The sequence below is a fragment of the Pantoea sp. PvP021 genome, from assembly GCF_054056055.1.
In genome coordinates this window covers 19,774-32,959 of the sequence record NZ_JBSRXX010000015.1, presented here as the reverse complement: position 1 = coordinate 32,959, position 13,186 = coordinate 19,774, and the positions used below count along the sequence as shown (strand labels likewise).

10 protein-coding genes are annotated in these 13,186 nt (G+C 56.8%); 2 read left to right on the top strand and 8 right to left on the bottom strand.

The genetic code is table 11. From position 1 onward, the window contains the following. Positions 1-8 precede the first annotated feature (8 nt). Positions 9-785, bottom strand: a complete 777-nt coding sequence (gene tam, locus ACVKSX_RS23310; RefSeq protein WP_354439710.1) for a trans-aconitate 2-methyltransferase — start codon at positions 783-785, stop codon at positions 9-11. Positions 786-952: 167 nt separating this feature from the next. Here tam and ACVKSX_RS23305 point away from each other — a divergent pair, with 167 nt between their 5' ends. After that, on the top strand, positions 953-1,840 hold the full coding sequence (locus tag ACVKSX_RS23305) for a dihydrodipicolinate synthase family protein (protein WP_354439680.1): 888 nt from the start codon (positions 953-955) through the stop codon (positions 1,838-1,840). Between the two features lie 34 nt (positions 1,841-1,874). Here the strand turns inward: ACVKSX_RS23305 and ACVKSX_RS23300 are convergent, their stop codons facing one another. The 7 genes from ACVKSX_RS23300 to ACVKSX_RS23270 all read right to left on the bottom strand — a co-directional run bounded on the left by ACVKSX_RS23300 (position 1,875) and on the right by ACVKSX_RS23270 (position 11,717). After that, entirely contained in the window at positions 1,875-2,210 is a 336-nt protein-coding gene (locus tag ACVKSX_RS23300; protein WP_010248517.1) for a zinc ribbon domain-containing protein YjdM, read from the bottom strand. 80 nt (positions 2,211-2,290) lie between these two features. Continuing rightward, positions 2,291-3,373: a lytic murein transglycosylase B gene (mltB, locus tag ACVKSX_RS23295; RefSeq protein ID WP_010248519.1), complete on the bottom strand. Its 1,083-nt coding sequence runs from the start codon at positions 3,371-3,373 to the stop codon at positions 2,291-2,293. Between the two features lie 149 nt (positions 3,374-3,522). Continuing rightward, on the bottom strand, positions 3,523-4,200 hold the full coding sequence (gene narI, locus ACVKSX_RS23290) for a respiratory nitrate reductase subunit gamma (protein WP_022623789.1): 678 nt from the start codon (positions 4,198-4,200) through the stop codon (positions 3,523-3,525). After that, entirely contained in the window at positions 4,197-4,925 is a 729-nt protein-coding gene (gene narJ / locus ACVKSX_RS23285) for a nitrate reductase molybdenum cofactor assembly chaperone (protein WP_010672124.1), read from the bottom strand. The genes narI and narJ overlap by 4 nt, the downstream gene beginning before the upstream one ends. After that, positions 4,922-6,466 carry a nitrate reductase subunit beta gene (narH, locus tag ACVKSX_RS23280; RefSeq protein WP_060680820.1) on the bottom strand — a complete coding sequence of 515 codons (1,545 nt, stop codon included), beginning with the start codon at positions 6,464-6,466 and terminating at the stop codon, positions 4,922-4,924. Before narH ends, narJ begins: the two co-directional genes overlap by 4 nt. Further along, positions 6,463-10,224: a nitrate reductase subunit alpha gene (locus tag ACVKSX_RS23275; RefSeq protein ID WP_354439683.1), complete on the bottom strand. Its 3,762-nt coding sequence runs from the start codon at positions 10,222-10,224 to the stop codon at positions 6,463-6,465. The genes narH and ACVKSX_RS23275 overlap by 4 nt, the downstream gene beginning before the upstream one ends. A 101-nt stretch (positions 10,225-10,325) precedes the next feature. Next, entirely contained in the window at positions 10,326-11,717 is a 1,392-nt protein-coding gene (locus ACVKSX_RS23270; protein WP_354439684.1) for a NarK family nitrate/nitrite MFS transporter, read from the bottom strand. A 316-nt stretch (positions 11,718-12,033) separates the two neighbouring features. On the opposite strand from ACVKSX_RS23270, the gene narL reads away from it, so the two are divergent. Continuing rightward, positions 12,034-12,681: a two-component system response regulator NarL gene (gene narL / locus ACVKSX_RS23265; RefSeq protein WP_010248531.1), complete on the top strand. Its 648-nt coding sequence runs from the start codon at positions 12,034-12,036 to the stop codon at positions 12,679-12,681. The last annotated feature ends 505 nt before the right edge of the window (positions 12,682-13,186 follow it).

The window sequence follows — 13,186 nt, the reverse complement described above, 5'->3', positions numbered from 1 at the left end:
CACTGCGCTTACCGGTTTTTCACCGCAACCATAAAAAGACGCGGGAAGGCGAGCAACACCTGACCATCGGCCTGAGCCGGATAAGCCGCGAGCAAACGCTGATGATAATCGGTCAGAAACGCCGTCTGTTCGGTCTCATCCAGCGTTGCCAGGAAAGGCCGTAAACCGGTCGCCTGCAGCCAGCTGATAATTGCCTGCGCATCGGCCATCACGTGATAATAGGTGGTACGCCAGATATCCACCTCACAGCCGGCCTGCGTCAGCAGATCGTAATACTCGCCCGTGGAAAGCAGCTGTGTACGTTCAGCGGCATCGGCATTGATGCGTGAACGCCAGCGATCTGTTGCCGCCACCTCGCGCATCAGCCGGTGCGACGGCTCATTGAGGTTATCAGGCATCTGGATCGCTAACACGCCACCGGGCGCCAGCTGGCTGACCAGATGGGGAAACAGCGTTGCGTGATTATCCAGCCATTGCAGAGACGCATTGGCGTAGACCACCTGCTGCGGCACATCGGCCTGCCAGTTGCGGATGTCCGCCTGGATAAAACGACAGTGCGGCAGGCGTTCAGCGGCCTGAGTTAACATCGTGGCGGAACTGTCCAGCCCGGTAATCTGCGCCAGTGGCCAGGCATCGGCGAGCAGCTCGGTGCTGTTACCGGGCCCGCATCCCAGATCGGTCAGCTGCTCAACCTGTTCCAGGCTGAGGCGCGCCAGAAGTTCGCGGGCTGGACGGGTTCGTTCTGCTTCAAACTTACGGTACAGCACAGGATCCCACTCTTTCATCATGACCTCTCGCTCAGTTATCAGATGCATCCGCTTACTGAGACGGATGAAAGAGGAAAAAGTGCGACCCGTTGCTCATTTTTGAATCATGCGCTGGCAGAGACCGGCCGGAGTCATTAAGTTAAAACACTGTTTCATTTTTTTAACATCCGATTCAGGAGTCATTTATGAGTGAAAAATCGCCCTTTGCCGGTGTCTGGTGCCCTTCAGTCACCCCGTTTAATGCGCAGGGTGCGGTCGATATTGATGCGCTCGGGCGACATTTCTCCCGCCTCAATGACTCCGGTATCGATACCTTACTGGTGATGGGCAGCATTGGCGAGTTCGCCTCACTGACGCAGCAGGAACGCTTACAACTGATTCAGGAAGCCAGACCCTTGTCATCGCTGAAGATGGTCGCGAACGTCTCGGCAACCTGCATTCCTGACATGCTGGAGCTGGCTGAAGCCGCCTGGAAAAATGATTTTGACGCGGTGATGGTGCTGCCACCCTACTATTATGGCCAGACGCAAAACCAGCTGATGCACTACTTCGAAGCACTGGACGCGCAGCTGGGTGGTAAATGGTTTGCCTACAATTTTCCGGCCCGCACCGGCTGCGATCTGACGCCCGCGCTGATTGCCGCCCTGGCGGCAAAGCTGCCCAACTTCGCCGGCATTAAAGATACGGTGGATTGCCTGTCGCACAACCGGATGATGATTGAAGAGACCCGCAAGGTGCGTAGCGATTTCGCCGTACTGTCGGGGTATGACGAGTACCTGCTCCCGAACCTGCTGGCGGGCGGTGCCGGTGTCATTTCAGGACTGAATAATATTGTGCCGGAGTACTTTGCGCAGATGATGACGGCGTGGCGAAATGGCAATCTGCCGGAGCTGACGCACCTGCAGCAGCAGATCGGCCGTCTGATGGCGATTTACAGTATCGGAGATGATTTCGTAACGACAATTAAAACGGCCGTGGCACGGCGCTATGACTCGATGAACAGCGGCTCACGAAACTACGGTGGCACGCTGAATGCGGAACAGTGTGCCGCAATTGATAAGCTGTTCAGCTAAGCAGGAAAGCGGGCGCATCCCTGCGCCCCCGATCTCAGTTCTTTTTCACAAACTCAGATTTTAATTTCATCGGGCCAAAACCGTCGATTTTACAATCGATGTTGTGGTCCCCTTCAACCAGACGAATACTTTTCACTTTGGTGCCGATCTTCAGCGATGAAGAACTGCCCTTCACCTTGAGATCTTTGATCACCGTGACGCTGTCGCCATCTGCCAGCAGATTGCCGTTGGCATCACGCACTTCCAGTGTTGCGTTGCTGCTGTCACCTTCTCCCTCGGTCCAGATGTGACCGCAGGAGGGGCAGTTAAGGTTATCGCCATCTTGCCAGGTGTAATCGGCGTGACAAGCCGGGCAGGCAGGTAAAGACATAGTGACTCCAGAAATATCAGTGGCTGTGTGGCCTGAAAAAGGGCGTCATCATATAACCTTACAGTTAACAAGGATAGCCTTTATAACAGGCCGCCCTGGCGTGCCTTGCTCACCGCCTCACCCAGCTGCCACACCGCCATCGCATAATGGGTACTGTGGTTGTAGCGGGTAATGACATAGAAATTGGGTAAGCCGTACCAGTACTGGTAGCTGGTGCCCAAATCCAGGCGTAGCAGACTGACCTGATCGTTACCGTTCAGCGAGCCCTGTGGGGACAATCCTGACGCCGCCAGCATGCTCACGCTGTAACGGGTTTTGAAGCCATCTTCCAGCATCGGTGCCTGACCGCTGGCCGGTACCGCCACGTTTTCGCCGCTACGCCAGCCATGCTTCTGAAAATAGTGCGCCACGCTGCCGATAGCATCCACCGGATCCCACAGGTTTGCATGACCGTCGCCGTTGAAATCAACCGCATAATCATTGTAAGAGGAGGGCATAAACTGACCATAACCCATCGCCCCGGCAAAGGAGCCTTTCAGCGCCAGCGGGTCATCCTGCTCTTTGCGCGACATCAACAGAAAGGTTTCCAGCTCGCTGCTGAAGTACTCTGCGCGGCGCGGATAGTTAAAGGATAAGGTCGCAAGCGCATCCAGAATCCGCGTTTTCCCCATCACACGACCCCAGCGGGTTTCCACGCCAATGATGCCCACGATAATTTCCGGTGGCACGCCATAAACCTGCTGTGCGCGTTGCAGGGCATCCTGATACTGATTCCAGAACGCCACCCCATTTTGCACGTTATCGGGCGTAATGAACTTGTTGCGATAGCGGATCCAGGCGCCATTAGGCCCTGGCGCTGGCGTATAGCTTGGTGCCTGACGGTCCATTAGTCGCAGCACATAATCCAGTCGTTTGGCCTGACCGATGATGTTGTGCAGTTGCTGACGGTCAAAGTCATGCTTCTCCACCATCTTATCGATAAATTGCTCTGCTGCCGGGTTACCGGCAAAGTCGCCAAACATCGCCTGTCCGCTGTGCGACGGCTGCAGTAAAAAACCGCCCTGTGGCGCAGCCAGCATCTTCTGCTGGGACGGGACTTCAGGTTTGCTGCTGCAGGAGGCCAGAAGCGGAATGAACGCAAGGAAGGCTAACTTGAGGCGCATCGGTTATCCATAAACGAGGGGTAATTTCAGATGCGGTAATAGTAGACGTTCAGCGCAATGACATACAGGGCAAAATCTTAAAAAAACGTCAAGGCAGCCATGGGCTAAAATGGCTGCGGGGCTCTCTCTGCCCCGCAGCCATCATGCGCTTAGCGGCGGTTTCTCACCAGCTGATAGCGACGGGTCAGATACTCAACCGGCGCGCTCCAGATGTGCACCAGCCGGCAGAACGGGAACAGCAGGAACAGCGTCATTCCCAGCACCATGTGCACGCGGTAGATAAACGCCACGCCGTCGAGATGCTGCGAAGCGCCACCGTGGAAGGTCACCACCGCCTGCGCCCAGCCCACCAGCTTCATCATTTCACTGCCGTCCATATGCTGGGCGGAGAAGGGAATGGTCAGCAGGCCCAGCGTCGCCTGAGCCACCAGCAGGGTCATGATCAGAATATCACCGACGCTACTGGTCGCCCGCACCCGTGGATTGGTCAGACGGCGCTTCAGCAGCAGTCCACCGCCCACCAGTGTCATCGCCCCGAACAGGCCACCGGCAATCATCGCCAGTTTCTGCTTTACGTCGATCGGCAGGAAGGATTCATACATCCAGTGCGGCGTCAGCATCCCGACGATATGACCGAAGAAAATACCGATGATGCCGATGTGAAACAGGTTGGAGGCGAGACGCATCCCTTTTTTGTCCAGCATCTGACTGGAACCGGCACGCCAGCTGTATTGCCCGTAGTCATAGCGCAGCCAGCTTCCCACCAGGAAGACCGTTCCGGCGAGGTAGGGGTAAATATCGAAGAAGAAAGTGTTAATAAAATTCATGCTGATTCTCCTGTGGTACGCGCCGTCGCCGCGGCGATGTCCAGATACTGCGGCGCGACCGCATCGGCGAAGCGACGCTGATGCATCGCCTGCTGCGCCGAGGCGCAGCCCTGTTCGCCGAGAAATTTAATCTGCTCCTCTTCCCAGACAGCATCCAGTGCTGCCGGCGTATCGTCGCGCGCTTCCTGCGCCACCTGTGGCTTGAGGGCCGCAGGATCAACTGCGCTACCGGACAGCGTCAGTAACACTGTGAAGAGATCGGCGTAGGGGCTCTGACGCTCTTCAAGCCGCGCCGCCAGCAAGGCCAGGATAGGCACGATGTCGTCCAGTCCCTGACGCGCGGCCTCATCGCTTTTACAGGCGAGATACTCCAGGTAGAGCGGCAGGAAATCGGGCAGCTCTTTGCTGTCCAGCTCCAGACCATCGGCACGATACTGTTCCAGCAGATCAACCATCGCCTGACCGCGATCGCGTGACTCACCGTGCACGTGTTCAAACAGCAGCAGCGAGGTGGCGCGGCCACGATCAAACAGTTCGCAGTAGTCAGCCTGTACGTCGAGCAGTGGCCGGGCACAGAGCTGATTGATAAACCGCACCAGCCGTGCGCTCTGCTGCAGGTTGAGTTCAGAGGCGTCATCCAGCGCCGCGATCAGGTCAGAAGAGTGTGTAAACAGCGCCTCGTCCGGGTAGTCCAGCAGCCGCGAAAGAATCCGTAACGTCATCATGAGGCATCCTCCGGACGGATGGTTTTCTTACTGATGTCGATGGCATCAATACGGCGGCTGTTGAACAGGTTGAATTTGCTGTCGCTGCCGTGACAGCCATCGCCAAAGCTAAAGCCGCAGCCTTTGCTTTCCGGGAAGGCTTCACGCGCCAGTTCGCGATGGCTGGAGGGCACCACAAAGCGATCTTCATAGTTCGCGATCGCCAGATAGCGGTACATCTCCTGCGCCTGCGCTTCGGTCAGGCCGACCTGCTCCAGCGCCCGGATATCATGCTCACCGTCCACGCTTTCTGCGCGTTTGTAATGACGCATAGCCAGCATCCGCTTCAGTGCCAGCAGCACCGGTGCGGTGTCGCCTGCGGTCAGCAGGTTCGCCAGATACTCAACCGGAATGCGCAGGCTTTCCACATCCGGCAGCACGCCGGTGTGCGCCAGCGCCCCGCCATCCACCGCCGACTGAATCGGTGACAGTGGTGGCACATACCAGACCATCGGCAGCGTGCGGTATTCAGGGTGAAGTGGCAGCGCCAGCTTCCACTCCATCGCCATTTTATAGACCGGTGAACGCTGTGCTGCGTCGATTACACTCTGCGCAACGCCATCTTTCAGCGCCTGCGCAATCACCGCCGGATCGTTGGGATCAAGGAAGATATCCAGCTGGCTCTGATAGAGATCTTTCTCGTTTTCCGCTGCGGCCGCCTGTTCAATGCGGTCAGCGTCATAGAGCAACACGCCGAGATAGCGGATACGGCCGACACAGGTTTCTGAACAGACGGTGGGCTGGCCCGCTTCAATGCGCGGATAACAGAAAATGCATTTTTCTGATTTGCCGCTTTTCCAGTTGAAGTAGATCTTCTTGTACGGACAGCCGGTGAGGCACATCCGCCAGCCGCGACATTTATCCTGGTCGATCAGCACGATGCCATCTTCGCCGCGTTTGTAGATCGCGCCGCTTGGGCAGGTCGCCACACACGCCGGGTTGAGGCAGTGCTCACACAGGCGCGGCAGGTACATCATGAAGGTGTGCTCAAACTGACCGTAAATCTCCTTCTGGATGTTATCGAAGTTCTTATCCTGCGAACGTTTGGCAAACTCGCCGCCGAGGATCTCTTCCCAGTTCGGGCCGTTTTCGATCTTTTTCATCCGCTGACCGGTGATCAGCGAGCGCGGACGCGCAATCGGCTGATGCTTACCGGCGGGCGCATTGTGCAGATGCTGATAATCAAAATCGAACGGTTCGTAGTAATCATCCAGCGCCGGCACATCCGGGTTGGCGAAGATCTTCGACAGCAGGCCGATGCGACTCCCCATGCGCGGCTCCAGCTTACCGTTGATCTTACGGATCCAGCCGCCCTTCCACTTCTGCTGATCTTCCCAGGCGTGCGGATAGCCAACACCAGGTTTGCTTTCAACGTTGTTAAACCAGGCGTACTCCATGCCCTCGCGGCTGGTCCAGACGTTTTTACAGGTCACCGAGCAGGTGTGGCAGCCGATACATTTGTCGAGGTTCAGCACCATGCCGACCTGTGAACGAATTTTCATGGTTTTACCTCCTGCTGGCTGCCCTGGCAGGCATCGTTGCCTTCCCCATCTAACCAGTTAACGTTGTTCATTTTTCTCACTACCACGAACTCATCGCGGTTAGAGCCGACGGTGCCGTAGTAGTTAAAGCCCCAGGAGAGCTGCGCATAACCGCCGATCATATGGGTCGGTTTCGGGCAGGTCCGCGTCACCGAGTTATGGATCCCGCCGCGCTGGCTGGTGATCTCCGAGCCAGGGATATTCACGATACGTTCCTGCGCGTGGTACATCATGGTCATACCCGCCGGGATGCGCTGACTCACTACTGCACGTGCGGTCAGCGCACCGTTGGCATTGAACGCCTCGATCCAGTCGTTATCCACGATACCCAGCTCACGAGCGTCATCTTCACTCATCCAGACAATCGGTCCACCGCGCGACAGTGTCAGCATCAGCAGATTGTCGCTGTAGGTGGAGTGAATGCCCCACTTCTGGTGTGGCGTCAGGAAGTTCAGCGCCTTCTCCGGGTTACCGTTGGGTTTGCTGTTCAGCAACGGCTTCGCCGCACGGGTATCGATTGGCGGACGATAGACCATCAGGCTCTCACCGAAGGCGCGCATCCACTCATGATCCTGATAGAGCTGCTGACGGCCGCTCAGGGTTCGCCACGGGATCAGCTCATGAACGTTGGTGTAGCAGGCGTTGTAAGAGACATGTTCATCTTCCAGCCCTGACCAGGTCGGGCTGGAGATAATTTTGCGCGGCTGCGCCTGGATATCGCGGAAGCGAATCTTCTCATCTTCTTTATTGAGCGCCAGGTGGGTGTGGTCACGACCGGTAATCACGCCCAGTGCCTGCCAGGCTTTCACCGCCACCTGACCATTAGTTTCCGGTGCCAGCGCCAGGATCACTTCTGCCGCATCGATCGCCGTGTCGATATTCGGCCGCCCCGCTGCCGGGCCATCCGCTTTGACGTAGTTCAGTTGCTTGAGGAAATCGACCTCTTTGCTGGTGTTCCAGCTGATACCTTTGCCGCCGTTACCCAGGGTCTCCAGCAACGGTCCCAGCGAGGTAAAGCGCTCCCAGGTCGCCGGATAGTCGCGCTCCACCACCATAATGTGTGGCGCGGTTTTACCCGGAATCAGATCGCATTCGCCTTTTTTCCAGTCTTTCGCCTCAAAAGGCTGCGCCAGTTCCGCGGGTGAGTCATGCAACACCGGCAGAGTAACGACGTCCGTTTCAACGCCTAAATGACCCGGGCAGAGATCGGAGAAGGCTTTGGCGATGCCTTTGTAGATCTCCCAGTCACTTTTTGAGTCCCAGGCAGGATCGACGGCCGCCGAAAGCGGATGAATAAACGGATGCATATCCGAGGTATTCATATCGTCTTTTTCATACCAGGTCGCCGTTGGCAGCACGACATCGGAGTAGAGACAGGTGCTCGACATGCGGAAGTCGAGTGTGACCACCAGATCCAGTTTGCCTTCGGCGCCCTGATCCAGCCACTCCACCTCTTCCGGCTTCACGCGGCCCTGCTGGCCTAAATCTTTGCCCTGAATGCCGTTTTCCGTGCCCAGCAGATACTTCAGCATGTACTCATGCCCTTTACCGGATGAGCCGAGCAGGTTGGAGCGCCAGACAAACAGGTTACGCGGGAAGTTCTGCGGATCGTCCGGCTGTTCAGCGGCAAACCGCATGGTGCCCTGCTTCAGGCTTTCCACGGTGTAATCCAGCGGCGACTGACCGGCGGCTTTCGCCTGCGCCGCGATGTGCAGCGGGTTGACGTTAAGCTGCGGCGCTGAAGGCAGCCAGCCCATACGTTCGGAACGGACGTTAAGGTCGATCAGGCTGCCGCTGTAGCGACTTTTATCCGCCAGCGGGGAGAGCAATTCGCTGGTGGCCAGGGTTTCATAGCGCCACTGACTGGAGTGGTTGTAGAAGAAGGAGGTGCTGTTCATCTGGCGTGGCGGACGCTGCCAGTCCAGGCCAAAGGCCAGCGGGGTCCAGCCGGTCTGCGGACGGAGTTTCTCCTGGCCGACATAGTGCGCCCAGCCACCGCCGCTCTGACCAACGCAGCCGCAGAAAATCAGCATGTTCATCAGGCCACGATAGTTCATGTCCATGTGATACCAGTGGTTCATACCGGCACCGACGATGATCATCGAACGACCGCGGGTTTTCTCGGCGTTTTCGGCAAATTCACGGGCAATGCGAATGATGTTCTGACGGGAGACACCCGTAATCTGCTCCGCCCAGGCCGGGCTGTACGCTTTGATGTCGTCGTAGGTTTGCGCACAGTTGGCATCATCCAGACCGCGATCCAGACCATAATTCGCCAGCGTCAGATCGTAGACGCTGGTGACCAGCGCTTCACTGCCATCCGCCAGTTGCAGGCGTTTCACCGGCAGCTTATGCAGCAGGATTTCGTCCAGCGCAACGCTGTTGAAATGCTCGCTGGTAATGCCACCGAAGTAAGGGAAACCAACCTCGACCACCTCATCGTGGCTGCCGAGCAGGCTGAGCTGCAGTTCAACTTCCTGATGTGACGCCCCATCACGCTGCTCGAGGTTCCACTTGCCTTTTTCGCCCCAGCGGAAGCCGATAGATCCCTGCGGCGCGGTCAGTTCCCCGGTCGCCTCGTTGATCGCGACGGTTTTCCACTCCGGGTTATTCTCCTGACCGAGCCCATCCACCAGATCGCTGGCGCGCAGCTGACGGCCGGCGGCGTAAAAACCGCCCTCACGGGGTTCCAGCAGCACCAGCATCGGCATATCGGTGTAACGGCGCACGTAGTCGCGGAAATAGCCAACTTCGCGATCAAGATGAAACTCTTTCAGCATCACGTGGCCCATCGCCAGCGCAATCGCGCTGTCGGTGCCCTGCTTCGGACTCAGCCACTGGTCACACAGCTTCGCGACCTCAGCATAGTCCGGCGTGATCGCCACGGTTTTCGTCCCTTTATAGCGGACTTCCGTAAAGAAGTGCGCATCCGGGGTACGGGTCTGCGGCACGTTAGAGCCCCAGGCAATAATGTAGGAGGAGTTGTACCAGTCAGCCGATTCCGGCACGTCGGTCTGCTCGCCCCAGGTCATCGGTGAGGCCGGCGGCAGATCGCAGTACCAGTCGTAGAAGCTCAGACAGGTTCCGCCAATCAGTGACAGGTAACGTGCGCCCGCAGCGTAAGAGACCATCGACATCGCCGGAATCGGTGAGAATCCCATAATGCGGTCAGGGCCGTAGGTCTTCGCGGTGCAGATGTTCGCGGCAGCGATCATCTCGTTGACTTCCTGCCAGCTGGAGCGGACAAAGCCGCCGCGTCCACGCGCCTGTTTGTAGCTTCTGGCCTTTTCAGGATTACTGATGATTGATGCCCAGGCGTCCACCGGATCGCTGTGCTGCGCTTTCGCGTCGCGCCAGAGCTGAATCAGCTTCTTGCGCATTAACGGATATTTCAGGCGGTTAGCGCTGTAGAGATACCACGAGTAGCTGGCACCGCGTGGGCAGCCACGCGGCTCATGGTTTGGCAGATCGGGACGGGTACGCGGATAGTCGGTCTGCTGGGTCTCCCAGGTGACCAGTCCATTTTTGACGTAGATTTTCCAGCTGCATGAGCCGGTACAGTTAACGCCGTGCGTGGAGCGCACGATTTTATCGTGCTGCCAGCGACTGCGATAGCCATCTTCCCAGTCGCGGTTGCTGTTTAACGTCTGGCCATGCTGGCCGGAAAAGGGTTCGGCCAGCTGTTTGAAATAGCGAAACCGATCTAGAAACTTGCTCATCCGGAATACTCCTGAAGGCTTAATGTGACATTGCTGACTCTGCATCTGTCCCGACACAGAAAGTGAAATTGTGCCGGTGCGCCACACCGGCTTTGTCGTTATCAGGCGCGTGATTTTCGGCCGTAAACCAGCCAGGTCACCGCGATGCAGCAGAGATAAAAGACCAGGAAGATTTTCATCGCGCCGGCGGGTGAACCGGTCATGGCGAGCGACAGGCCAAAAGTCTGCGGAATAAAGAAACCGCCCAGCGCGCCAATGGCGGAGATAAAGCCGAGCGCAGCAGAGGTTTCTGTTGCCGCTTCGCGCTGTGCCAGCGCATCGTCGCCGCCCTCAGCTTTGATACGTTCCAGCGTCAGCTTACGGAAGATCACCGCAATCATCTGGTAGGTGGAGCCGCTGCCCAGCCCGGACGTCAGGAACAGGCCCATAAACACGGCGAAGAAGGCCACGAACGAGCCATCATGTCCTGCACCCGGCAGGGTAAGGAACAGCAGCGCAGCAAACAGCGCCATCAGCACGTAGTTGACAAGCGTGACGCGGGTACCGCCGAAGCGGTCAGAAATGATGCCGCCTGCTGAACGGGCCAGCGCGCCAATAAAGGGGCCGAAAAAGGCGTAATGCATGATCACGACATCAGGAAATTGCGTCTTCGTCAGCATGGCAAAACCGGCAGAGAAACCGATAAATGAGCCAAAGGTGGCCAGATAGAGCAGCGCCATAACCCACAGGTGGGGACGTTTCAGCACCGGCAACTGCTCACGCAGCGAGGATTTCGCCGCCGCCAGGTCGTTCATGCCGAACCAGGCCGCCAGCGTGCCGATCGCCAGGAACGGCACCCAGATCCAGGCGGCATTCTCCAGCCAGATGCTGTCGCCGGTGACGGTGGTCTGACCCACATCGGCAAAACCAAAAATGGCACAGGAGATCGCCAGCGGGGCGACAAACTGCATTACGCTGACGCCAAGATTACCGAGGCCGCCGTTGATACCCAGCGCGCCGCCCTGACGGGCTTTGGGAAAGAAGAAGCTGATATTGCCCATGCTCGACGCGAAGTTAGCGCCACCAAAACCGCACAGCAGGGAAATCACCATAAAAGTGGTGAATGAGCTCTGGCTGTCCTGTACGGCAAAGCCGAGCCAAAGGCAGGGAATGATCAGGATGCCGGTGCTGAAGGCGGTCCAGCGACGTCCCCCAAAGATGGGAATAACAAAAGAGTAAGGCACACGCAGCAACGCGCCAGAAACCGACGGCAGTGCGGTCAGTAAAAAGAGTTGCTCAGTGCTGAAGGTAAAGCCAACTTTATTCAGGTTAACCGCAACGGTGCTGAACAGCATCCAGACGCAGAAGCCCAGCAGCAGACAGAAGACAGAAATCCACAGGTTACGGCTGGCGATACGTTTACTACGCGCCTGCCAGAACGCATCGTTTTCCGGTTGCCAGTCCTGAATTAACGCGCCGCGCGTCGGGGTTTGCAAAGAGGTGGATTGGGTCATAAATCTCTCATTAGCAGAATAATAATTGTGCGTATCCTGCGCATCCGCCGTGGTGTCGGGCTTGATACAAATCAACGGCAATGCAGGTTACAGAGGCGCGGCGCCCTCTCTTCACCCCGGTTAAGTAGTTGACTGAATTCAGATAACCCTTATAAATCATAAGGTTTAAACACGGTCGCCCATGCCTTCTGTAAAAGGGTGTCCAACTGGAAATAAAGGAGTAGTCCATTGGGGGTATATAGCGACCCCGCTTCACCGGTAAGATAGGCTCTCCGCCCGCTCAGGGCTGGCGTATGTGACAGGAACAGGAGCCATTGTGACGGCAGAGAAATTTACGCTTTTATTGATCGACGACCATCCCATGCTGCGCAATGGCCTGAAGCAGCTTATTGCGCTGGATGAAAGACTGCAGGTGGTTGCCGAAGCGGGTAATGGCATTGATGGCCTGGCGCTGGCACAGCAGCATGATCCCGACCTGATCCTGCTTGATCTTAATATGCCAGGTCTGAACGGACTGGATACCCTGACCCAGCTGCGTGAGATAGCCCTTTCTGGCCGGGTGGTGGTGTTCAGCGTTTCAGATAATGAAGAGGATGTGGTCAGCGCGCTGAAGCGCGGCGCTGATGGGTATCTGCTGAAAGATATGGAACCGGAAGCCTTACTGAAAGCGCTGCATCAGGCTGCTGCCGGTCAGATCGTGCTGAGCGAGGCGTTAACCCCGATTCTGGTCGCCAGGTTGCGTGAAGCGCAGCCTGCTCAGACGCGCGACATCAATCAGCTGACCCGGCGCGAACGCGATATTCTGCAACTGATCAGCGACGGGATGACCAATAAAGCGATTGCCCGCAAGCTGGCCATCAGTGAAAGCACGGTTAAGGTTCACGTTAAATATCTGCTGAAGAAGATGAACCTTAAATCCCGACTTGAAGCCGCCGTCTGGGCGCTGCAGAACGGGCTGCACTGACCTTTCCCCCTTCCCGATGCGGCGCAGTGCCGTCCTGCCGGCCGTAAACTGCCGCAGAAATCGCGAGCCGCCTCGCAGCCCCGCATCAGCGTCATGAGAACAGGCACTTTTTTGTCGCCAGCCACCGCCACATTTGCCAGGATGCCTGTCAGGTTACACCCGGTCAGGATCGCGGCTGTGCATCACGCTGGCATATGCCCTGCCCTATTCGTTATCATCTGATTATCCTGCGCGCCTGGAATCCCTTTCGGTTTCATGGGCGTTGACCGCCAGAAATTTACCGCATTAAAAATGAGCTAAAACCTTATGCAAGAGCCAACCGAAAAGGACTTTCCTTCCCACACGCCGATGATGCAGCAGTATTTTTTAATATTTTTAATTCAATGTTTTTATTGAATTTATAAATTAAACCTCTTAATTGGCATACAAATGGCATACATGCATGCTAAGCTAATTTTTACGGTAAGAGTTACATTGATATGACAAAGGTTATAGGTCTTTTCAT

Excerpts from the sequence above, each read along its gene's own strand:
- tam (WP_354439710.1), bottom strand. The coding sequence starts at position 785 with ATGAAAGAGTGGGATCCTGTGCTGTACCGTAAGTTTGAAGCAGAACGA.
- ACVKSX_RS23305 (WP_354439680.1), top strand. The coding sequence starts at position 953 with ATGAGTGAAAAATCGCCCTTTGCCGGTGTCTGGTGCCCTTCAGTCACC.
- ACVKSX_RS23300 (WP_010248517.1), bottom strand. The coding sequence starts at position 2,210 with ATGTCTTTACCTGCCTGCCCGGCTTGTCACGCCGATTACACCTGGCAA.
- mltB (WP_010248519.1), bottom strand. The coding sequence starts at position 3,373 with ATGCGCCTCAAGTTAGCCTTCCTTGCGTTCATTCCGCTTCTGGCCTCC.
- narI (WP_022623789.1), bottom strand. The coding sequence starts at position 4,200 with ATGAATTTTATTAACACTTTCTTCTTCGATATTTACCCCTACCTCGCC.
- narJ (WP_010672124.1), bottom strand. The coding sequence starts at position 4,925 with ATGATGACGTTACGGATTCTTTCGCGGCTGCTGGACTACCCGGACGAG.
- narH (WP_060680820.1), bottom strand. The coding sequence starts at position 6,466 with ATGAAAATTCGTTCACAGGTCGGCATGGTGCTGAACCTCGACAAATGT.
- ACVKSX_RS23275 (WP_354439683.1), bottom strand. The coding sequence starts at position 10,224 with ATGAGCAAGTTTCTAGATCGGTTTCGCTATTTCAAACAGCTGGCCGAA.
- ACVKSX_RS23270 (WP_354439684.1), bottom strand. The coding sequence starts at position 11,717 with ATGACCCAATCCACCTCTTTGCAAACCCCGACGCGCGGCGCGTTAATT.